Below are 19704 nucleotides of genomic sequence, written 5' to 3' on the forward strand. Positions count from 1 at the left end.
CCCGGGAGGTGCGTCCCATGGGTGAAGTTCACCTGTCGGCGGACGACAGCGAGGTCACGGTGCGGCGCGGCGACGAAGTCGTCGTGCGGCTTCCCGAGAACGGCACATCCGGACATCAGTGGCAGGTCCGGGACATTGGTGGAGGCCTGGAGGTGGCAGGCAGCGACTTTCTGCCGCCCGACGCGCTCGTGCCCGGCGCGGGCGGCACCCGGGTTCTGCGGCTGCGACCGACCAAGGCCGGGGACGGGCACCTGACGCTGCACCTGAAGCAGCCGTGGAGCGACGACGTGGCCGAGGAGTACGCCCTGCGGGTGACGGTGGAGTGACGCGGGAGAGGGCCACGTCCGACCCGGCCGGACGTGGCCCTCTCCCTTGCCGTACGAGGGATGTGCTACTCGATTCGGATCGCGCTACCAGAGGTAGATCTCGTGGACCATGCCGTCCGGCTCCTCGCGGAACGAGATGGGCTTCCCCGTCTGCCGGGACTGGGCGGCCAGGGTCGTGAGTGCCGTGAACGACCAGTCGCTTGCGTTGTAGATCTTCTTCCAGGCCCCGCCCTTGATGTGCACCCAGACGTTGCGGGTCTGGTTGATGCTCCACATGGCGTCGACCACCGCGTTCTGCGTCCAGGTCCCGGTGATGGCGGTGGCGGCCTGCGCCGCTCCGAACGCCTGGAGATTTCCCTGGAGTTCGGGCGTCAGGGTCGGCCGGGCCTCACCGGCCGCCGACTGCTCGAACCGCTGGACCATCGCGTCGCCGGCCGGCTTGCCCGGCTCGGTGATCGCGATGCCGGTCTGGCCGACATCCACGCCCGGAGGCAGCAGCGCCGGCCGCCCGGCCTCGTCCTGCGCGGCCGAGGAACGGACGTCCTGTGTGCTGGGTGCCTCTTGCCTCGGTTTGTCCGACCGGCTCTTCTGCTGAGGGCTCATGGCCGTCTCTCCCTTCGCCGGTGTCACCAGGCGTAGATCTGCTGGGCGGTGCCGTTGTCCTCGTAGATGCCGACCTTGGCACCGTTCGCCTTGGACGCGGCGAGTTCGGCGAGCATCGACGCGTCGGTCGCGCCCACCGAGCCGTTGAGACTCAGCCAGCCACGCAGTTCCGCGTACGCGTAGACGTTGGCGTCGGCCTCGTTGCTCCACAGCGCGAGGATGCGCTGGTCGGGCAGCCAGTTGTGGATCAGGGTGCCCAGGGCCGCGACGTTGTGCCAGCTCTCGATGCCGCACTCGCCGTAGCCGATGCGGAAGAAGCCCTGTTCGCCCCAGCCGGGTCCCCAGCTGTTCTTGGCGATCCAGCAGGACTGCGCGTCGTCGTAGCCGACGAGGGTGACACAGTGACCTCCGAGGAGGTTGCCGGTCGTGTGCCGGTAGACGCCGCTCGAATAGCTGTAGAAGTCCTGGTAGACGTAGAAGCAGGCCGTGATGGAACCGTAGGCGGCGATGTTCTGCTTCATCAGGGCAGGGTTGTTCACCTGCTCCCAGGAGCGCACCTTCACCAGACGGTTGGTCCAGTCCGCGTTCAGCTTCGAACAGTCCTGGTCGCCCGCCGTGTACGGGAAGTACTCGTCGATCGTGATGCCCGAGTCACGGGCCTTGTCGTGCAGCGGCTCGGGGAACCAGCCGTTGGCGCAGTTGCGGCCCGCCTCGCGGCCGTAGCAGTAGAACGCCTGCGCCTCGGAGAGGTCGACCGGGAGATTGGGCGCCCCGTAGCCGTAGCGGGTGACGTGCTCGATCGTCGCGACGGAGCCGAAGGCCACGCAGGAGCCGCAGTTGCCCTGGTTCTTCACCGGCGTCGTGTAGTTCAGCCCGCCGATGTTGCGCAGGTCGAACGCGGCGGGGGCGCCGACGGACTCGGCGGTCGCCTGCTCGGCGGCCGCGACGTTGCTCTGGTGCGCGCCCTCGATGGCCGCGCGCTCGGTCTCGTCCACGGGCACACCGAGCCGCACTTGCCGCTGTCCCTCGGTGAGCATGGTCATGCTGGTCGTGGCCATCTGCCACGGATTGCCCGCCTGGTCGAGAGCCTCCCTCAGTTGACCGAGATCCAGGGGTTCGCTTGCAGGCATGTGAAGCCCTCCTTCGTGCGGGGTGCATGCCGAGGGCACGCCGGACGGCGCACGGACGGCGAAACAGGTCGGGGGGATTTCTCAGACACCGGGCTACATACGACGGCGCCGGTGTGCCCCCATGAATTGCAGCCGGAATGCTTCACGCGCAGACACGGCGGCCTGACGTCACGGAGCGTCGTACGCGCGACACAACCCGCAAGAGGTGTGGGCGAGTTGGCGCAGATCGACGCTGAGTGGTGGCGAGGTTATGTTCTTCCCGAGGCTTTCACAGCCGACCCCCCGAAACCGATTGACAGCCGACGACTCGACGCGACTGCCGCATACGCAGCTAAGCAGAGAACCCGTGGGCCGGGAATACCTGGCCCACGCTGACCGTAAGGAGGAGACGGGCTTCCCTTTGCGCGGCGTCCCGGGCATCGCGATGGCCAACGAACTCGAGACCCAGGCCCGCCAGGACACCTGCCTGGAGGCCATCCAGGCGACCGGCCGCAGCCCCGTCCTCGGCTCACTGCTCGACGGAGCCCGTGCAGCCGGGTTCCTCACATCAGCTCGGGGCGGCCGGGGTTGGGCTTCTCCGCGCGGGGTCCGGGGCACAGCGGTTCGTCCGGCAGGGCGGCGGGCAGCCCTGCCCGCTGATCCCCGGTGGGTTCGCGGTGGCCGATGACGGCACACAGGGTGGTGCGCCAGACCACGGGGTCGAGGCGGACCGGGGAGGCGCGGCCGTTGTCGTCATCGACGAGTGCGGTGCGGCCGTCGCCGGACAGGGACGGGAAGCGGTACGGGACGGACTTCGAGGTCAGCCCCAGGTTGACGACATCCTTCTCCTGGGCCGGGTCGCCGAACCGGTACGTGCGGACCGTGCTGCGCGAGGCCAGTACGAACGACGTGCTGTCCGGGAAGGCGAGCGCGTACTCCTCGACCCCTTCGCCGAGGCCCAGGCCGCCGCGCACCTTGCGCAACGGGTCGCGTTGCCACAGTTCGACGGCGCTGCCGCGGCGCAGCAGCGCGAAGTAGCGACCGTCCGCCCCGAAGGCCAGCCGGTTGGTGTCCGTGCCGGTGTCGAGCCGGGCCCGGGTGCGGCCTGTCGCCAATTCGACGACGCGGGTGTAGCGCTGGTCCCACACGGTGATCGCGACCCTGCCGGGCTTGGGATAGGCCGACACCTGCATCTCCGGTGCACCGTCCCTCATCTGCGGGTGCAGGGCCTTGGCGTCGTAGCGCGCGAGCTGCTTTCCGCTGTCGGTGTCCCAGAGTTGGACCACCGTGCCGGAGACGGTGATCAGATTTCCGGAAGGGTCGAAGAAATAGGAGAGGTAATTGCCGGTGTCAACGGGTGGCGGCGGCGCCGTGGTGATCTCGTGGACCGCCTTGAGCGTGGCGAAGTCACGGATCATGACACGGTTGGAGCCGACGCGTTCCGCCAGGTGCTTTTCTTTGCGGTCGAAGGCGACGATGTCGTCCTTCAGCGGTTTCCAGTACGGCTTGGGGCGGTAGACGCGGACCGTCGGCTTGTTCCCGCCGACGGGCACGATCCCGATGCGGGAGGCGTCGGCGAGGGTCACGATCAACTTGCTGCCGTCGCCGTTGAGCCGTCGTTGCGAGGTCGGGATGATCCGGTTGTGCGCGGCCAGCCGCGAGTAGACCACGCGGTTGGCCCCGGCGAGGATCTGCGCGGGCTCGCCGTCGACGACACCGAGGCGCGGATACGCACTCACGCTCGCGCCGCCCGTCGGCTCCCCGGTGCTCACCGCGATGGTGCGGCGTTCGAGATCCACGAGGTTGGTCCAGCCGTTCTCCGCGACCGCGACCCGGCGGCCGGTGCGGTCGACGCTCCGCATCGCGGGGCAGTTCAGGTCCTTCTCCTCGTACGGGCGAGGTCTGCTGTGCGACGCGCCGCCCGTGAGGGACTGCCGCCACATGGTGACGCGTTCCCCGAAACCGTGCTCGGTACAGAACGCGGCGGCCTTGCCGTCCGCGGTGAGCAGCACCTCGTCGATATCCTTGCCGCCCGCGAGCGTGCTGCTCCGGCCGCCGGCCAGGTCGACGGCCTTCACCTCGTAACTGTCCTTCTTCCCCTCGTAGCTCTTGACCAGAACGGTACGGCCGCCGGGGGCGAACCGGATGTCGTGGCTCACACCGCCCGGCGCGGGGACCCGGCCGCTGCGCTCGGCGCCTTCCGGGGCGTCCAGGTCCCACCAGAGCAGGTACTTCTTGCCGAGGGCAGCGGCGTAGCGGCCGTCGGCGGAGAGCGCGGCCAGATTCCCGTCGTACGACTGGTTGCCCGCGCCGGGCACGGCAGGCAGCCGGTGGGCGCGAGAGAGCAACTGCCCGTCGGGGCCATCGCGGTGCACGTCGTACCAGATCAACCGGCCGTCCATGGCGAGGAACGCGGTCCTGCGGCCATCGGCGGAGACGAGCGGATGGGCGACCTGGACCTGCTCGTCGATGCGCTGGGTGTGCATCTCACCACTGGTGGCGTGGGTGTAGAGCGTGGCCCGGCCGCCGCCCGACCGGGCGAGGACCACGTCGCCGTCGTGGCTGGTGTCGATGGCCTCCGCGTCGCCGTTGATGATGTCGCCGGTCCCGATGGGGGCGTCCTGCGGCCCGGTCAGCAGCCGGTCGGTGAAGCCCTGCGCCAAGTAGGCGCGCAGCAGCGCGTCCCGTGCCTCACGGGTGTGCGCCGAGCCGTACGCGGCGAGCGCGAGCTGTACGGACAGGGCGGGGTCGTCATCGGCCTCGTCAGCGGAGGCCTGGGCGAAAGCGCGGGACGCGGACTGCTCGGCGCGCTCGGCGCTGACATACCGGTAGTAGGCGAACAGCGACCCGAAGACGAGCACGAGGGCGGTACCGAACGCGAGGCCCGAGCGCAGGAAGCGGCGTCTGCGCAGGCTCGCGCGGCGGCGGGCGCGGCCCTGGTCGAGGTACGTGCGTTCGGCCTCGCTGAGGTCGGCGGCGCGCTCGCGCAGCCAGGGTTCGGCGGTGGCGAGCGCGGTCGCGTTCGGCAGCAGGTCGGGAGCGTGACCGGCGCGCTCCCAGCGCTCCAGGTCGTGCCGGAGCAGCTCCCGCCAGCCGAGGAACGCCCGGTCCTCGGCGACGAGTTCGGCGAGGAGGCTCCAGCCGCCGAACAGCGCCTCGTGGGCAAGCTCGACCGTCTCGGCGCCCTCAGGGCTGCGCCCGGTGACCAGGAGCCGGGTCTCGGCGAGGCGCTGCGCGATCTCCCACTGGACCGGGTCGAGTTCGCTGCGCGCGGCCGTTCTGCGGGTGGCCGCGCCCGAGCCGGGTGGCACCCGCACCAGCGCGATGAGCAGGCGGCGGGCGGCCGGCTCGTCGTCCTCGGGAACCTTGGCCGCCCACATACGTTCGGCATGCCGGCCGACCGCCCCGGTGACGCCGCCCAGTTCCCCGTACGCGTGATGGGTGAGCAGTCCGCCGGTCTGCCTCCGCCACAGCTGGTCGAGGGTGAAGCCGAGCAGGGGCAGGGCGCCCGGGGCGTCACCGGTGTCCGTGAGCAGCACATCGACGAGGCCGGACTCGTAGTCGACGCCGGGGATCGCGGCGACGGGGGCCGTGACGATCTCCCGCAGCCCGTCGGCGCCGAGCGGCCCGAGCGCGTAGAGCCCGCGCCGCAGTGCGGGTCCGAGGGCCGGGTGGGCGAGGGCCGTTTCGAGGAAGTCGGCACGCAGCGTCGTCAGGACGTGCAGCGGGTCGGCCGGGCGCCCGGTGAGGATCAGTTCGGCCAGTTCGGCGGCGGTGTCAGGGCCTGCCCCGAACACTTCCTCCAACTGGTCGACGACGACCAGCAGTCGCTCGCGTTCCTGGCGGCGGAGGACCTGGGCGACGAGGTCGGGAAGCCCGCCTCCGGTGAGTGTGCCGGTGAATTGCGGAAGCAGCGTGAGCCGTTCCGATTCGCTCGACTCCGGTTCGAGCAGCGGGATCAGGGCGGCGGCGAGCGCGGCGGCGGGACCGCTGCCCGACGCGGGCCGCAGCACCGCGACGGCGAATCCCTCGGCGCGCAGCAAGGGGACCGCACCGGCCAGGGCGAGCGACGACTTGCCGCATCCCGACGGGCCGACCAGGCAGGTGCGCTGCTCGCGCACGATGTGTGCGGCCAGTTCCTCGCTCTCCGTCGCACGGCCATGGAAGTGGTCCGCGTCGGCTTCCCGGAAGGCGTCCAGGCCCCGGAACGGGGAGGGCGGCAAGGTGAGTTCGCGCAGTCCCGGCCGGACGCCGAGCAAGGTGTCGGCCGGGATGAGGTAGCTGGCCGGCGGCTCCCCCGCTTCGGCCACAGTGATCATGCCGACCACTCCGCCGAGTTGCTCGTCCCACACGGGGCCGCCGCTGAATCCGCCGGTCACCCGGTAGCGGCCGTCCGCGGCAAGGTCCGCCTGCACCCAGCCGCCTGCCTGCCGGTCGCGCAGCACCGCGGAGTGCCAGGCACCCCCGCGCCGACCGGCGGGGAAACCGAAGGCACGCGCCGGATGCCCCCACATGTCGGATGCCTCGACGAGCCGCACCGGCCGCGCGTCCCGCAGTACCGTCACGAGTTCCAGTAGGGCGATGTCGCCCGCTCCCGACTCCTGCGCGGGCTCCCAGTGCACGACCCGGGCACGTACGCGGGACGCGGAGCGCGCTCCGGCCAGCGGCAGATCGACGGTGACCTCCGCGCCGTCGGGCAGCGGCGCCCCGACGGGCAGACCGAGCGCGGCGGAGACGACGTGCGCGCAGGTGAAGGCCAGGTCGGCGGTGACGAGGAAGCCGACGCCGCGCGGGTCTCCGCGGGCGTCGCTGATCCGTATCAGGGAGGCGCCGAGGACGCCGGGCCCCGGCCCCGCGCCGTCCGGCGGCCGGGCGACGAGGGTCACGCGCCTTCGTCCCTGGCGGCGGTGGGCGCGGCGGCGGTGTCGGTGTCGGCGGCGGTGTCGGGGGTGCGTCGGTCCCAGGTGAGGCGGACTGCGAAGTTGGCCTGGGCGGCCGTGCTGCTGATCACGACATCGGCCTCGGCCGAGAGGGAGAGCCCGAATTCGAGGCAGATCTCGTCGGGCCCGTGCGCCATGCCGCCGAAGGTCTCGACGAAGTTCGCCGCCACCGGCCGTACGCTGGACAGGAGTTCGCCGAGGGAACGGGTGGCGCGGGCCACGACCTGTCCCGGCCGTGCGACCTGAACCAGGCCGTCCGCGGGCGGCTCCTCGATCGTCACCTTGACGGTGTCCTCGGGCCGTGCGCCACCCGACTCGAGCGGAAGTTCCACCAGGTACGCCATGTGTGCAGCCCCCGTTCTGCCTCCCGCCCCTGCGACCGGAGGCCCCTGTAACAACGATGCCACGCGCAGTCACTCCATCAACTCGCTTTTGCCCAAGCCGCTTTGGCTGAGTGTTCGGTTCGGTGATCTGCGTCTGGTTCGATCGCTCAGGTGCCGAGCCGGTTGAGGGTGCTTTCGCCGGTGAGGCGGCGGGCCATGAGCTGGATCATGGCTTCGGAGACCGATCCGGGACAGCAGCGTCACGCCGGCCTCGGCACCGTGCACGGACCCACATCCGGCGCTGACTACTTTGCGCCGTGGGCCAGAGACAGGGCTCCGGGGCCGTACCAAAGGGGGCTGACCCATCCGTGTGACGCCTAATGGGGTAGTACGCCCCGTTTGTGCAGTGGCTGCGGCAGATCAGTGGACAAGGCTCGTTCTCCGTCCGTAGCTTCGTCGGCACCGGCCGTGTAACGTCCACGTCAGCAGTCATGGTTCCGAAGTACCGCCCGTGAACCTCGCGTTCACGGGCAGCTTGCTGTTAGCAGTCTCTGAGGACCAGGACGACCACCTCCGGCTCCCGCACGGTGCGGGAACCGACTTCGAGTCCCCTTGGAGGACACATGGCCACCGGAACCGTCAAGTGGTTCAACGCAGAAAAGGGCTTCGGCTTCATCGAGCAGGAGGGCGGCGGCCCGGACGTCTTCGCCCACTACTCGAACATCAACGCCTCCGGCTTCCGTGAGCTCCAGGAAGGCCAGAAGGTGAACTTCGACGTCACCCAGGGCCAGAAGGGCCCGCAGGCGGAGAACATCACCCCCGCCTGAGCCACACACACGTCGACGCCCGCCTCGGTTCGCCGAGGCGGGCGTCGCGCGCGTGTGCGGCGGGCTGCAGAGCCCGGTGGTCACGCCGAAGACAGCGACCGCGCGTCCATCGCCCACGGATCATCGTGACAACTCGTGGCGTGTGCTGCCGGCGGTGACCTCGATCACGGCTCGATATCGTCGTCACGGCCCTGGACGACACCACCAGCTCGGCCCCTGTCCTCCCGGCCGACCAGGGTTTCGCTCACCGGCGGAGCACGATGCACCGCAGCCCACCCGACTCGCCGAGCCGGACGCCGGGGATCAGAGGTCTTGGACGGCGCGGAGGGCTGCGCTGACGCGGATCATCGCGTCGGGGCCGACGTCGCCGCGCGGCGTGGCGTCCCCGGGTTTCCAGGAGGCCGACGCACTTCGGCGCCGTCGTCTGCGTGACCTGTTGGTCGTCCCGTCGACGACCGTGCCGGTCATCGCTCAGACCAGGCCCTCCTCCCGCGCCCACACCTCGGAACGCCGCATGCCCTCTTCGAAGTCGACCAGCGGCTCGAATCCGAGCACCCTGCGGGCCTTGGCGATGGAGTAGCTGCCGGGGCGGTTGAAGAACTCGGCGGTGGCGGCGCCCACTTCGGTCGACCTGCCGAGCTTGCGTTGGAGGCCGCCGACCAGGCCGAAGAGCGGCACGGCGACCTGGATCGGGAGCGTGCGCACCTTGCGGCCCGTCCACCCGGCGAGGCGCCCGAAGTACTGCCTGGCGGGCACGCCGCGCTCGTCGGCGACCGTGAAGATCTGGCCGGAGGCGGCCTCCGCGGACGCGGCGAGGACCAGGCCGTCGACCAGGTTGTCGACGTAGACGGCGTGGAAGATGCCGTCGCCGCCGTTCGGCAGGATCATCTGCCCCGACTTGATCATCTTGAGGGGCTCGCGGATCCACACCGAACCCGGGCCGTAGACGTCGCCGGGGCGGACCACCACCACGTCGATCTCACCCGCGGCGTGCGCGGCCAGTGCGACGGCCTCGGCGTTGACCTTCGTATCGCCGTACGTGGAACGCCCGGTGACACGCACCGGGTAGGTCTCGTCGACGCCGTCCGGGTAGTCGTGGCTGAACGCCGCCACGGAGGAGATGTGCACGAAGCGGCGGACCCCGGCCGCGGCCGCCGCCTCGATCATCCGACGGGTGCCCAGGACGTTGACCTGCCACGCCTGTTCGTACGGCGCGACCATGCTGACGACGGCCGCCGTGTGGATGACCACGTCCACGCCCTCAAGGGCCTCGGCCCACGGACCGGGGTCCGTGGTGGAGCCCCGGACGATGCCGGCGTCGGCGTCCGCCTTCAGGTCGACGCCGGTCACCTCCGCGCCCAGTTCTCGCAGGCGGCGGGCGAGCGCGGTGCCGATGAAGCCTCCGGCGCCGGTGATGAACACCTTGCCGGGAACCTGCGGAGCGGGACGTGCGGACATCTGGGCCTCCTCCTCGTTGCGGAGCGTTCAGCATGTGGCGAGGAGGCGGGCGGCGGCTCGTCCCTGGGCGACGGATGGTTGACCGCAGGCGACATTCAGCTGGGGACGCGTGCCTGTTCCTGCAGCGCTTCACGGTGCGCGGCGGGTCCGCGGCCGTACCAGCGCTTGCAGGCACGGGTGAGCACGCTCTGGTCGGAGTAGCCGAGCAGGCGGGCCAGGTGTGTCATCGTCAGGTCGGTGTCGCGGATGTACCGCTCGGCCAACTCCCTGCGTACCTCGTCGACCAGGTCGTTGAAGGACGTACCCTCGGCGGCGAGCCGGCGCTGCACGGTGCGCGGGTGCATGGCGAACCGGTCGGCGACGAGGTCGAGGCTCGCGACGCCGGTCGCGAGGAGTGGCCGTACCAGGCGGCGTACGCGCGCGGCGAGACTGCGGTCGCGGCCGGCGACGACGGTCTCCAGATAGTCGACCAGCGCATGGTGCGCGATCTGGTCCTGGCTGACCGGCCGCGCGAGGTCGGCCGTACGCAGGGTGAATCCGGCCCGCGGCTCGCCGAAGCGCGCCGGGCAGCCGAAGTAGTCGCGGTACTCGTGCTTGTGGCCGAGGGGAGCATGCGGGAGGTGCACGGTCACCGGCTGGTACGCGGCGCCCCACAGGCGGCGGAAGACCCGCAGCACGACGCCGAGGGCCAGCTCCATGGACTGCTGGTGCGGCGGGAGCCGGTCGATGAGGATGTCGAACTCGAAGAAGGTTCGGTCGGCGTCGTGGGTCGGTTCGACGCCCACCCCGAGCGCCGGGGCGTAGGCGGCCAGGTACGTCTCGGCGATCTGGAACGCCTCGCCCACGGTCGCCGCGGTCCGAACGGCGACGCCCAGGGGGCCGAGGATGTCAATGCTCTGCCGCAGGGCGAGCTGTCGGCCGAAGTCGCCGGTGGCGGTGACGGCCGCCGCCGTCTCGACGGCACTGATGTGCCCGAGGTACGGGAGGAACGCCTCCGGATTGCCGACGTCCTCGGGACGCAGACCGGCGTGCCGCAACAGCGGATCGGGGTCGGCTCCCAGTGTGGTGACGAGCTCGCGGTAGCCGAGGAGCCCTGTGCCCTGTATGACGCTCACGCACTCAAGATCCGCATGTCACGGGCGGGTGTCAAGGTCTGGGCCCGACCCGAACGGACGAGGTGACGGATGTCCTACGGGGAGCGGGCGGCGCATGCCTGCGGGCCGCGCTCCCCCGGCGCCGCACGTCGGCGGCCACGCCTCCCCCAGTGTTGGGCGCTTGCGGCCGCCCTCTCCCCGAGGCGGCCGCAAGCGCGGGCGTGCTCACTTCGACGGATCGATGAGGATCTTCGCGTCCGCCGGTGAGTCGGAGAGCCGCTCGAATGCGTCCGCGACCCCGGCCAGACCGGTGCGGCCGGTGATCAGCGCGGTCGCGTCGAGCTCTCCCTCGGCCAGCATGGTCAGCGTCTGCGCGAACTCCTGCGGCGAGTAGTACAGGCTGAACCGGAGGTCGAGTTCCTTGACGATGGCCTGGGCGGGCTCGATCGTGTCGCTGCCGAGGTTGATGCCGGCGACCGCGATGCGCGACCCGGCCGGGGCCCCGGAGATCAGCTGCTGCAGGACGCCCGGCGCGCCGGTGCACTCGAAGCCGATGGTCGGCCGCAGCGGGAGCTGCCCGGCGACCGCGGTCGGCGGCGCCATGCGTGCCGGGTCGTCGGTGACGGCGGCGCCCGTCCACGCCTCGTACGGGGACCGCTCGCGCGGGTCGACGACGATGTCCGCGCCGAGCCTGCGGGCGAACTCCCTCCGCTCGGGCGACAGATCGGCGGCGACGATCGGGCCGAGGCCGCGCGCCTTGAGCAGGGTGATCACGGCGAGGCCGATGGGGCCGCAGCCCACGACCAGCGGCACGTCCTCGCCGCCCGCGTCCACCCGGCCCAGCGAGCGCAGCGCGACCGCGAGTGGCTCGGTGAGAGCCGCGGTCTCGGTGTCGAGGCCGTCCGGCACGGGGATGAGCAGTGCCTCGGTGAGGACCATGCGCTCCGCGTAGCCGCCGGGGGTGGCGGTGCCGGCGAGCCCGAGCATCACCTGCTGCTCGCGCAGCAGGATCGGCATCGCGACCACCCGCGTGCCGACAGGGACCGTCCGCTGGGTTTCCGGTCCGTACGAGAGCACCTCGGCGACGAACTCGTGCCCCAGCACGATCGGTTGGTCCAGGTCGAGCATGTCGACGCCGAAGGCCGCCTGCGAGGCGCGGTTGAAGTCCGGGCCGTGCACGGCGCAGGACTTGTCGGAGCCGCAGATGCCGCAGGCGAGGACCTTGACGAGCACCTCACCTGGCCCTGGAACCGGCTCCGGGATGTCGTCGAGGCTGAGCTTTCCGTCCTTCAGGACGACGGCGCGCATCAGCCGCCCTGCTTCACGGTGAAGTCGGCGGCGCCGCCACCGATGTAGTTGACCGGGCCGACACCCTGCGCCTCGGAGAGGGTGTCCGTCAGGTGGCGCACGAGGGCCGCGTCGAGGACCGAGTGGAAGGTGCCGTCCTCGTTGAAGTTGACGTTGGCTCCGGAGATGCGGAACAGCACCACGGTGTCCTCGGTGTTCGAGGCCGGGGTGGTCAGTGTGTGGACGGACGCGCCGGGCTCGTAGAGGTACGAACCGGCGGTCTGCGGCTGGTCCGGGTACTCGATGTAGTTCCAGGAGCCGCTCATCGTCCAGGCGTCGACCGCGCCCGTGTGGTAGTGCATCGGGATGCTCGCGCCCGGTGCGAACGTGGCGAGCACGACCCACTCGCCGTTCTCCAGGTCGAGGCGGAGCGGCTTGAAGTGCACGCCCGGTCCGAGGGCGTCCTTGATGAGCGGGAGGTCCTTGTCGTTGACGGTGAGCAGTTCGCCCTGCGGCAGAGCGACGACGGGGAGCGGGGCTCCCGTGACGGTGGTGGCGGGGGCCGGTGCGGGAGTGGGCATGACGTGAACCTCTCGTTGGGCCCCGGCCGTTGGGACAACTGTGCTCCCACGGCCGGCGTGACGGGGTAATGGGGGTGTGTCCCGAGGATGCGCCCGCCACCGAGGGCAGCGCCTTGACTCTGCGCGACAGACTCTTGACCGCACACGACGCGTCGTCGCGCCCACCGTGTCGGGCCCCACACTCTCAATGTCGTCCGTGGTCAACGCATCGTCGCCTGCGATCAAGTCGTGCGCATGGTGTGCGGGGGCAGGGTGAGGCTTACGCGACAGTCCGCGCGCCACCGTCGCAGACGACCAGGACGAGAGAAGACCGAGCACCGTGAACACTGAACGCAACGCCGCCACCGAAGCCACCCGGGCCGCTCACACCGCGTCCGTGACCGGCCTGGACTTCGCCGACCGCCGCCAGTACGAGGACGCCGCCCGCGGGTTCATCGGCACGATCGACCCGTGCGTGATCCACGATGCGGACGGGCGTGTCGTCTGGGACCTGCGGAAGTTCGACTTCCTGCATGGCGAGGCCCCCGGCACCGTGCACCCCAGCCTGTGGCGCAACGCCCAACTCAACAGTGGGCACGGCCTGTTCGAGGTGACGGAGCGGCTGTACCAGGTACGGGGCTTCGACATGGCGAACATGACGGTGGTCGCCGGCGACACCGGCTACCTCGTCATCGACCCCCTCATGACGGCCGAACCGGCCCGCGCCGCCCTCGACCTGGTGCGCCGGCACCTCGGGGACCGTCCGGTCACCGCGGTGATCTACACGCACAGCCACGCCGACCACTTCGGCGGCGCCAAGGGCGTCCTGACGGCCGAGGAGGCCGCCGAACGGAACGTGCCCGTGATCGCTCCCGCCGGCTTCCTGGAACACGCCGTCAGCGAGAACGTGTTCGCGGGCAACGCGATGACCCGCCGCGCCGCCTACATGTACGGCATGCACCTCTCCGACGACGACCGCGGCCAGCTCGGCACCGGGCTCGGCCACGCCCCCTCGCAGGGGCGGGTGACCCTCCTCGCGCCGACGCGGGCCGTCGACACGACCGGCCAGGAACTCGTCGTCGACGGCGTACGCATGGTGTTCCAACTGATGTCGGGGGCCGAGTCGCCGGCCGACATGAACATCCACTTCCCGGACCTGAAGGCCCTCAACATGGCCGACAACCTGGTCCACAGCATGCACAACCTGTACACGCCGCGCGGCGCGCAGGTCCGCGACGGCCTCGCCTGGAGCGAGTACCTGAACGAGTCGGTCGAGCTGTTCGGCGCCGAGACCGATGTGATCTTCCTGGGTCACCAGTGGCCGGTCTGGGGCCGCGAGGCGTGCGCGGAGGCCCTGCGCGCCCACCGCGACCTGTACCGCTACCTCCACGACGAGGTGCTGCGCCTGGCCAACCAGGGCCACACCCTGCACGAGATCCCGGACCTGGTCGAGCTGCCCGAGGCGCTGGCCCGCCACTGGTCGAGCCGCGGCTACTACGGCGCTCTCGGCAACAACTGCCGGGCCGTCTACCAGAAGTACCTGGGCCACTTCGACGGCAACCCGGCCCATCTCGAACCGTACGCACCCGCCGAGTCCGCCCGCCGCTACGTGGCGCTGGCGGGCGGCATCGACCGCCTCCTGGAGCAGGCGCGCGCCGCGTACGACGACGGGGACTACCGGTGGGTGGCGGAGCTGGTCAACCACGCGGTGTTCGCCGAGCCGGCCCACACCGGAGCCCGCGAGTTGCAGGCCGCCGCGCTCGAACAGCTCGGCTACCAGGCCGAGTCGGCGGTGTGGCGCAACTTCTACCTGTCCGGGGCCCATGAGCTGCGCCACGGCACACCGCCCCCTGCGGTTCAGGTCGGCACGCCCGACGTGGCCGCCGCGCTGACCACCCGCATGATCCTGGACGCGCTCGCGATCCGGATCGTGGGGCCCACCGCCGCCCGGCACCCCATGACCGTCAACCTCACGGTCACGGACACCGGCGAGCAGGCCGTGGTCGAACTCAGCAACGGCGCACTGGTACCGACGTACGGCCGGCACCGCAGCGACGCCGATGCCCAACTCGCCGTCGAGAAGCAGGTGTTGGCGGCACTGGCCCTCGGCGGCGTGGAACTCGACGCGCTGCCCGGGGGGCGGGCCGAGGTCGAGGGGGACCGGGCCGCCGTCGCGACCCTCTTCTCGCTGGGCGAGCCCTTCGACCCGTCCTTCCCGATCGTGACGCCCTGACGACGCCCCCGCCCCGCAGGGGGCCGACCCCGCGCCGGGCAGGTGGCGTCAGTTCGACGCCGCCGCCCGCCTGGCCTGCGCCGAGCAGCCGAACCAGCGGCGGCACGAGCGGCTGAAGCTGCTCTGCTCGCTGTAGCCGAGGACATCGGCCAGCTGCGCGAGCGGCATGCGCGTCGTGCGCAGATACCGGTCGGCGAGGTCACGCCGCACGTCGTCGACGATCTCCTGGAAGGTGATCCCGTGGGCGGCCAGCTGCCGCTGCAGCGTCCGCGGGTGCACGACCAGGTTCTCCGCGACCTCTTCGATGCCGAACCGCCGGGTGGGCAGGGCCCGTTTGACGATGCCGCGCACCTCGGCGGGCAGCCCGTCGGCGCCGAACACCTGGGCGCCCCGGCCCAGGTATTCGAGGACCATCCGGCGCACCGCCGGATCACTGCCCTCCACCGGCCGGTCCAGCACATCGGCCGCGAACCGGAAGCCCCAGTGGTCCTGTTCCACCGTCACCGGGCAGCCGAAGTACCTCTCGTACACGGCCATGGGCGCGCCCGGACAGTGCAGAAGACTGGCCGACAGCGGTACGAAATCGGGTCCGATGAGGATGCGGAAGATCTGCAGGCTGGTCCCCAGGGACAGCTCACCGATCTGCGCCAGATCGATCAGCCCACGCTGCACGCGCGGGCGGATGCGGAACTGGAACTCCGCCACCGCGCCCGCCGCGTCCGTCGCACCCGCCGTGTCCGTCGTATCCGTCGTCTCCGCTGCTGCCGTGTCGACGGTTATCTCGATCGCCGGGCTGTACTGGTACAGGAACCGGGCGATGCTGTTGAGGGCGTCACCCACCGACGTGGCGTGCCGGGCGATGAGCCCGACCGGCCCGAGGATGTCCAGGCCTTGGTGGGTGGAGAGCCGCAGCCCCAGGTCGGGGCAGTCGTGCCGGCCGGCCGCCAGGTCGAGCGCGTTGACCAGCGCCCGGTACGGGATGTACTCGTCCGGATCGCTGACCGCCTCCGGCCGGATGCCCGCCTCGCGGAGCAGTTCGTCCGCCCGGCCGCCCAGGGAGGCGACCAGGGCGGGGAAACCCGTGAGGGAACTGGAACGGATCAGCGAACTCATGTCGCCAAGTGTCAAAATCTCGTCACCCGAAGTCAAGAGTTCGCCGACCGGCCCTTGGATCACTCACTCACTGCAGCGACGCCTTCGCCCTGGCCTCCCCCAGCGGGTCCTCATGGGCGTCCTCGCCGCTGTCCAGGACGACCTTGTGGATCCGCCCACCGGTGAACACACCCCGTACGGTGTCGTACTCCGTGACCGGGTTCCCGTTGTCCTCGCCGATGTCGAGGCCGTCGGTCATGTGGTAGATGAACGGCACCGTGTGCGCGAGCCGCACGGATCCGGCCGGCTTCCCGTCGACGAACAGCTCACCGAGACCGCCCTTGCCGACACCGCCGCCGTCGTACGTGAAGCGGTAGCGCACCTCGTGCCGCCCTACGCTCAGCGGTTCCGGCGCGGCCGCCTCGTAGCGCTCGACGTCGACCCAGCTGTAGTGGAACACCGGGACGCCGCCCCGCAGATGGAGCGCCCAGCCGGCGAATCGACTGCCCTGCGCGGTGATCACGCCACCGGCCTGCTCCTCGCCGATCTCGACGTCGGCCGTGAGCGACCACGACCGGTTGCGGGTGGAGGGCAGCACCGACTCGTGCAGGGCGCGCATCCCGGGATAGAGAGTGACGGTGTCTCCCGCGCCCACCTGCGGCCGGCCCACCTCCTCGCTGTTCACGCGGACGGCCTTGCGGTCGTCGAGCGGGAAGACGTTGTACTTGGCGCCCTCGATGAGGAACAGCTCCTTGAGGCGCTCCAACTTGTCCGGCATCTCGGCCGCCAGGTCGTGGGCCTGGCTGTCGTCGCCGGGCGCGTACAGCTCCCACACGTCCTCGGAGAACGGCCGCGGCGCGCCGTTGAGCTCCCAGGGCACCTCGTGCTTGGTGCAGGCCGACCAGCCCTCGTGGTAGATGCCCCGGTTGCCGAAGATCTCGAAGTACTGGGTGGTGTGCCGCTCGGCGGCGTCCGCGTCGTTCAGCGCGTACGCGAACGAGACACCCTCCATGGGCTTCTGCGCGACGCCGTTGACGGACGTCGGCTCGGGGATGCCCGCCAGGTCGAGAATGGTCGGCGCCACATCGTTGACATGGGTGAACTGGCTGCGGATTCCGGCCTGTTCGATGCCGCGCGGCCAGTGCGCGATGGTGCCGACGCGGGTGCCGCCCCAGTGCGAGGCCATCTGCTTGGTCCACTGGTAGGGGGTGTTCATGGCGTGCGCCCAGCCCACCGGGTAGTGGTTGTAGAGGCCCGGGCCGCCGAGCTCGTCGACCCGCTCCAGCATCGACTCCACCGACGCGGGCACGATGTTGTACGTCGCGTACTCATTCACGCAGCCGTCAGGGCCCGCCTCCGCGCTCGCACCGTTGTCACCCATGACGTACAGGATCAGCGTGTCGTCGAGTACGCCCATCTCCTCCAACGCGTCCACCACACGGCCGACTTGGGCGTCGGTGTGCGTGGCCATGCCCGCGTACGCCTCCATCATCCGCGCGTAGAGACGCTTGGCGTCGTCGGACTGGTCGGCCCAGGCGCCGATCTCGGCGGGGCGTGCGCTGAGCTCGGTGTCCTCGGGGACGATGCCCCGCGCCTTCATCTCGGCCAGCGTGCGCTCGCGCTGCTCGTCCCAGCCGTGGTCGAACTGCCCGCGGTACGCCTCGATGTACTCCTCGGGTGCCTGGAGCGGCGAGTGGCAGGCGCCGAACGCGAGATACCCGAAGAACGGCTGGTCGGGCGTGACGGCCTGCTGTTCGCGGATGTCGGCGATGGTCCGGTCGGCGAGGTCCTCGCTGAGGTGGTAGCCGGGCTCGGTCGGGGTGGGGACCGGCGTGGTGCCCTCGTACAGGTTCGGGTACCACTGGTCGGTCTCGGCGCCCATGAACCCGTAGAAGCGCTCGAAGCCCTCTCCCACCGGCCAGCGGTCGTACGGGCCGGAGCGGGAGGTCTCCCAGACCGGCGTCTGGTGCCACTTGCCGAAGGCGAAGGTGTTGTAGCCGTTGCGGCGCAGGATCTCCGGGAGTGGCGCGCAGGAGTCGGGGCGCGCGGAGGTGTAGCCGTCGTGGCTGGTGGCCAGCTCGGTGATGCCGGCGGCGCCGACGGTGTGGTGGTTGCGCCCGGTGAGGAGTGAAGCGCGGGTGGGCGAGCAGATCGCCGTGGTGTGGAAGCGGTTCAGGCGCAGGCCGTCGCCGGCGAGCCGCTCGGCGGTGGGCATCCGGCACGGGCCGCCGAACGACGAGGACGCGCCGAAGCCCATGTCGTCGACGAGGACGATCAGTACGTTCGGGGCGCCCTTCGGCGGCCTGATCCGCTCCAGCGGCTCGGGTTGACGGGCGTCGCGGACGTCCATCGGTGTGGCCGTCGAACGCTTCGGCTGCTGGATGGGAAGGGTGGCACGATAGGCCGGATTCACCACGGGGTCGTTCCTTTCAACGGGCTTGCGGATGGTGCGAGTTGGTGGGAGCCCTGAGGCGTCACATATCGGCCGGACGCGGGTCCGGAGCGTCGGGCAGGGCAGTGACGACGCGGCGGTAGCGCAGCACCAACGGAAGAGCGGTCAGCAGAAGCAGCGCCGGCAGGGCCGAGAAGCCGAGCCGGATGCCTTCGAGCGCGGCCGACGACTGACCGACCGGATGATCCAGGGTCGAGGAGGCGTAGCCGCTGAGGGTGAGCACGAGCGTGTAGCAGAGCGGGCCGAGGGCGTGCCCGGCCGTGTCGACGGCCGTCCACACGCCGGAGAGCACGCCCGCACTGTCCTGACCGGTGCGCTCCGCCTGGTACTTGATGCAGTCGGTGAGCAGCGCGTACATGGCGACGAGCCCGGCGGCCTGGCCGAACGCGGGCAGCACGCTCGCGGCGATCGTCGCGCCGGTGCCGATGTCGACGGCGACGTACAGGACGAACCCGCCGAGGGTCCACAGCAGCAGTCCGGCCACCAGGAGCGCGATGTTGCCGAACCTGCGCGCCAGCGCTCCCGCGACGGGCACCGCGAGCGTGGAGCTGAGGGCGAACACCAGGAACACACCGGCCTGTTCCTTCTTGCCGCCCAGGAAGTACGTGGCGACGTAAGGGAGCCCGGTCAGCACCATCACGGTGAAGACGAAGTAGACGAACAGGATGGCCGACAGCAGCACGAACGGCTTGTTGCCCCTGGCGGTACGGAAGGCGGCGCGCAGCGACGACACTCCTTCGGAGGGGCGCGAGCGCACGTCCCGGGTGGTGAACACCGGAATCAGCAGCACCACGAGCAGCACCACACCGATGATCACGGCCATGGTCCGGTACGCCGCCGGAGTGCCCTTCTCCGTGAGCAGCGGCCCCGCCACACCCCCGACGAGCATGCCGAGCGTGAAGAACAGCGTCCGCCAGGTCATCAGCCGGGTCCGCTCGGCCGTCGACTCGGCCATCTCGGCGGGCAGCGCCGTGTACGGCACCTGGAAGCACAGGTAGGCGGCGGACGCGGCGAGGAACGCGGCGAACACCCACAGCGCGGCCGCGTCCCCGCGCACCGGGGAGCTGAAGGTGATGACGAAGGCGAACGGCAGCACGACCGCACCGGCCGCCATAAGTCGGCGCCGCCGTCCGGTGCGGGCGGCCTCACGGTCACTGGCCGCGCCGACCCACGGGCTCGCGACCAGGTCGAACAGCTTCGGCACGGCGACCACGACGCCCGCGAGCGCTGCCGGAACTCCCAGCGCGTCCGTCATGTAGATGAGCAGCAGCAGACCGGGGAGCGTGTTGAAGGCGTTGGACGCGAGCGCCCCGACGCCCCACCCGGCCTTCCGGCCGACCGACAGCCGTTGCCGATCGACCGCGTCGGCGCCTGCGGAACCAACCGAGTTCGTCATCTGA

15 protein-coding genes are annotated in these 19704 nt (G+C 70.8%); 3 read left to right on the forward strand and 12 right to left on the reverse strand.

Features of this window, described 5'->3' with window-relative positions; genetic code table 11:
* Nucleotides 1-17 precede the first annotated feature (17 nt).
* The gene (locus tag ACIRHA_RS32095; protein WP_403853162.1) at nucleotides 18-326 is read left to right on the forward strand and encodes a protease inhibitor I42 family protein; all 309 of its coding nucleotides are present in this window, start codon (nucleotides 18-20) and stop codon (nucleotides 324-326) included.
* An 84-nt stretch (nucleotides 327-410) separates the two neighbouring features.
* On the opposite strand, the gene ACIRHA_RS32100 is transcribed toward ACIRHA_RS32095, so the two are convergent.
* The 4 genes from ACIRHA_RS32100 to ACIRHA_RS32115 form a co-directional block, all read right to left on the reverse strand.
* Nucleotides 411-929 (reverse strand): hypothetical protein, encoded by a 519-nt coding sequence (locus ACIRHA_RS32100; protein WP_403853164.1) that lies wholly within the window; start codon nucleotides 927-929, stop codon nucleotides 411-413.
* Between the two features lie 23 nt (nucleotides 930-952).
* On the reverse strand, nucleotides 953-2059 hold the full coding sequence (locus ACIRHA_RS32105) for a C1 family peptidase (protein ID WP_403853166.1): 1107 nt from the start codon (nucleotides 2057-2059) through the stop codon (nucleotides 953-955).
* Between the two features lie 542 nt (nucleotides 2060-2601).
* Complete coding sequence (locus ACIRHA_RS32110) at nucleotides 2602-6924, reverse strand: trypsin-like peptidase domain-containing protein (RefSeq protein ID WP_403853168.1); 4323 nt, start codon at nucleotides 6922-6924, stop codon at nucleotides 2602-2604.
* Nucleotides 6921-7322, reverse strand: a complete 402-nt coding sequence (locus tag ACIRHA_RS32115) for a CU044_2847 family protein (RefSeq protein WP_403853170.1) — start codon at nucleotides 7320-7322, stop codon at nucleotides 6921-6923. Before ACIRHA_RS32115 ends, ACIRHA_RS32110 begins: the two co-directional genes overlap by 4 nt.
* Nucleotides 7323-7924: 602 nt before the next feature.
* Here ACIRHA_RS32115 and ACIRHA_RS32120 point away from each other — a divergent pair.
* Nucleotides 7925-8128, forward strand: a complete 204-nt coding sequence (locus ACIRHA_RS32120) for a cold-shock protein (RefSeq protein ID WP_351344521.1) — start codon at nucleotides 7925-7927, stop codon at nucleotides 8126-8128.
* 303 nt (nucleotides 8129-8431) lie between these two features.
* On the opposite strand, the gene ACIRHA_RS32125 is transcribed toward ACIRHA_RS32120, so the two are convergent.
* From ACIRHA_RS32125 to ACIRHA_RS32145, 5 genes are all read right to left on the reverse strand, one after another.
* Nucleotides 8432-8596, reverse strand: a complete 165-nt coding sequence (locus ACIRHA_RS32125) for a hypothetical protein (RefSeq protein ID WP_403853172.1) — start codon at nucleotides 8594-8596, stop codon at nucleotides 8432-8434.
* Nucleotides 8597-8599: 3 nt separating this feature from the next.
* On the reverse strand, nucleotides 8600-9586 hold the full coding sequence (locus ACIRHA_RS32130) for an NAD-dependent epimerase/dehydratase family protein (RefSeq protein WP_403853174.1): 987 nt from the start codon (nucleotides 9584-9586) through the stop codon (nucleotides 8600-8602).
* A gap of 95 nt (nucleotides 9587-9681) precedes the next feature.
* Entirely contained in the window at nucleotides 9682-10701 is a 1020-nt protein-coding gene (locus ACIRHA_RS32135) for an AraC family transcriptional regulator (RefSeq protein WP_403853176.1), read from the reverse strand.
* A gap of 204 nt (nucleotides 10702-10905) precedes the next feature.
* Nucleotides 10906-11988, reverse strand: coding sequence for a zinc-binding dehydrogenase (locus tag ACIRHA_RS32140; protein ID WP_403853178.1), 1083 nt, complete (start codon nucleotides 11986-11988; stop codon nucleotides 10906-10908).
* Nucleotides 11988-12548, reverse strand: coding sequence for a 2,4'-dihydroxyacetophenone dioxygenase family protein (locus ACIRHA_RS32145; protein ID WP_403853180.1), 561 nt, complete (start codon nucleotides 12546-12548; stop codon nucleotides 11988-11990). Before ACIRHA_RS32145 ends, ACIRHA_RS32140 begins: the two co-directional genes overlap by 1 nt.
* 319 nt (nucleotides 12549-12867) lie before the next feature.
* Between ACIRHA_RS32145 and ACIRHA_RS32150 the strand changes: the two genes are divergently transcribed.
* Entirely contained in the window at nucleotides 12868-14760 is a 1893-nt protein-coding gene (locus tag ACIRHA_RS32150) for an alkyl/aryl-sulfatase (RefSeq protein ID WP_403853182.1), read from the forward strand.
* A 48-nt stretch (nucleotides 14761-14808) separates the two neighbouring features.
* Here the strand turns inward: ACIRHA_RS32150 and ACIRHA_RS32155 are convergent, their stop codons facing one another.
* The 3 genes from ACIRHA_RS32155 to ACIRHA_RS32165 all read right to left on the reverse strand — a co-directional run bounded on the left by ACIRHA_RS32155 (nucleotide 14809) and on the right by ACIRHA_RS32165 (nucleotide 19700).
* On the reverse strand, nucleotides 14809-15873 hold the full coding sequence (locus ACIRHA_RS32155; RefSeq protein ID WP_403853184.1) for an AraC family transcriptional regulator: 1065 nt from the start codon (nucleotides 15871-15873) through the stop codon (nucleotides 14809-14811).
* 67 nt (nucleotides 15874-15940) lie between these two features.
* Nucleotides 15941-18265, reverse strand: a complete 2325-nt coding sequence (locus ACIRHA_RS32160) for an arylsulfatase (RefSeq protein ID WP_403853186.1) — start codon at nucleotides 18263-18265, stop codon at nucleotides 15941-15943.
* 61 nt (nucleotides 18266-18326) lie between these two features.
* Complete coding sequence (locus tag ACIRHA_RS32165) at nucleotides 18327-19700, reverse strand: MFS transporter (RefSeq protein ID WP_403853188.1); 1374 nt, start codon at nucleotides 19698-19700, stop codon at nucleotides 18327-18329.
* Between the last annotated feature and the right edge of the window lie 4 nt (nucleotides 19701-19704).

It is taken from the genome of Streptomyces sp. NPDC102360, assembly GCF_044766085.1.
Taxonomy (GTDB): domain Bacteria; phylum Actinomycetota; class Actinomycetes; order Streptomycetales; family Streptomycetaceae; genus Streptomyces.

What these genes read in the sequence shown, in the direction of transcription:
- ACIRHA_RS32115 (WP_403853170.1), bottom strand. Translation starts at nt 7,322, where the DNA reads ATGGCGTACCTGGTGGAACTTCCGCTCGAGTCGGGTGGCGCACGGCCC.
- ACIRHA_RS32120 (WP_351344521.1), top strand. Translation starts at nt 7,925, where the DNA reads ATGGCCACCGGAACCGTCAAGTGGTTCAACGCAGAAAAGGGCTTCGGC.
- ACIRHA_RS32105 (WP_403853166.1), bottom strand. Translation starts at nt 2,059, where the DNA reads ATGCCTGCAAGCGAACCCCTGGATCTCGGTCAACTGAGGGAGGCTCTC.
- ACIRHA_RS32140 (WP_403853178.1), bottom strand. Translation starts at nt 11,988, where the DNA reads ATGCGCGCCGTCGTCCTGAAGGACGGAAAGCTCAGCCTCGACGACATC.
- ACIRHA_RS32100 (WP_403853164.1), bottom strand. Translation starts at nt 929, where the DNA reads ATGAGCCCTCAGCAGAAGAGCCGGTCGGACAAACCGAGGCAAGAGGCA.
- ACIRHA_RS32125 (WP_403853172.1), bottom strand. Translation starts at nt 8,596, where the DNA reads ATGACCGGCACGGTCGTCGACGGGACGACCAACAGGTCACGCAGACGA.
- ACIRHA_RS32130 (WP_403853174.1), bottom strand. Translation starts at nt 9,586, where the DNA reads ATGTCCGCACGTCCCGCTCCGCAGGTTCCCGGCAAGGTGTTCATCACC.
- ACIRHA_RS32095 (WP_403853162.1), top strand. Translation starts at nt 18, where the DNA reads ATGGGTGAAGTTCACCTGTCGGCGGACGACAGCGAGGTCACGGTGCGG.
- ACIRHA_RS32165 (WP_403853188.1), bottom strand. Translation starts at nt 19,700, where the DNA reads ATGACGAACTCGGTTGGTTCCGCAGGCGCCGACGCGGTCGATCGGCAA.
- ACIRHA_RS32145 (WP_403853180.1), bottom strand. Translation starts at nt 12,548, where the DNA reads ATGCCCACTCCCGCACCGGCCCCCGCCACCACCGTCACGGGAGCCCCG.
- ACIRHA_RS32155 (WP_403853184.1), bottom strand. Translation starts at nt 15,873, where the DNA reads ATGAGTTCGCTGATCCGTTCCAGTTCCCTCACGGGTTTCCCCGCCCTG.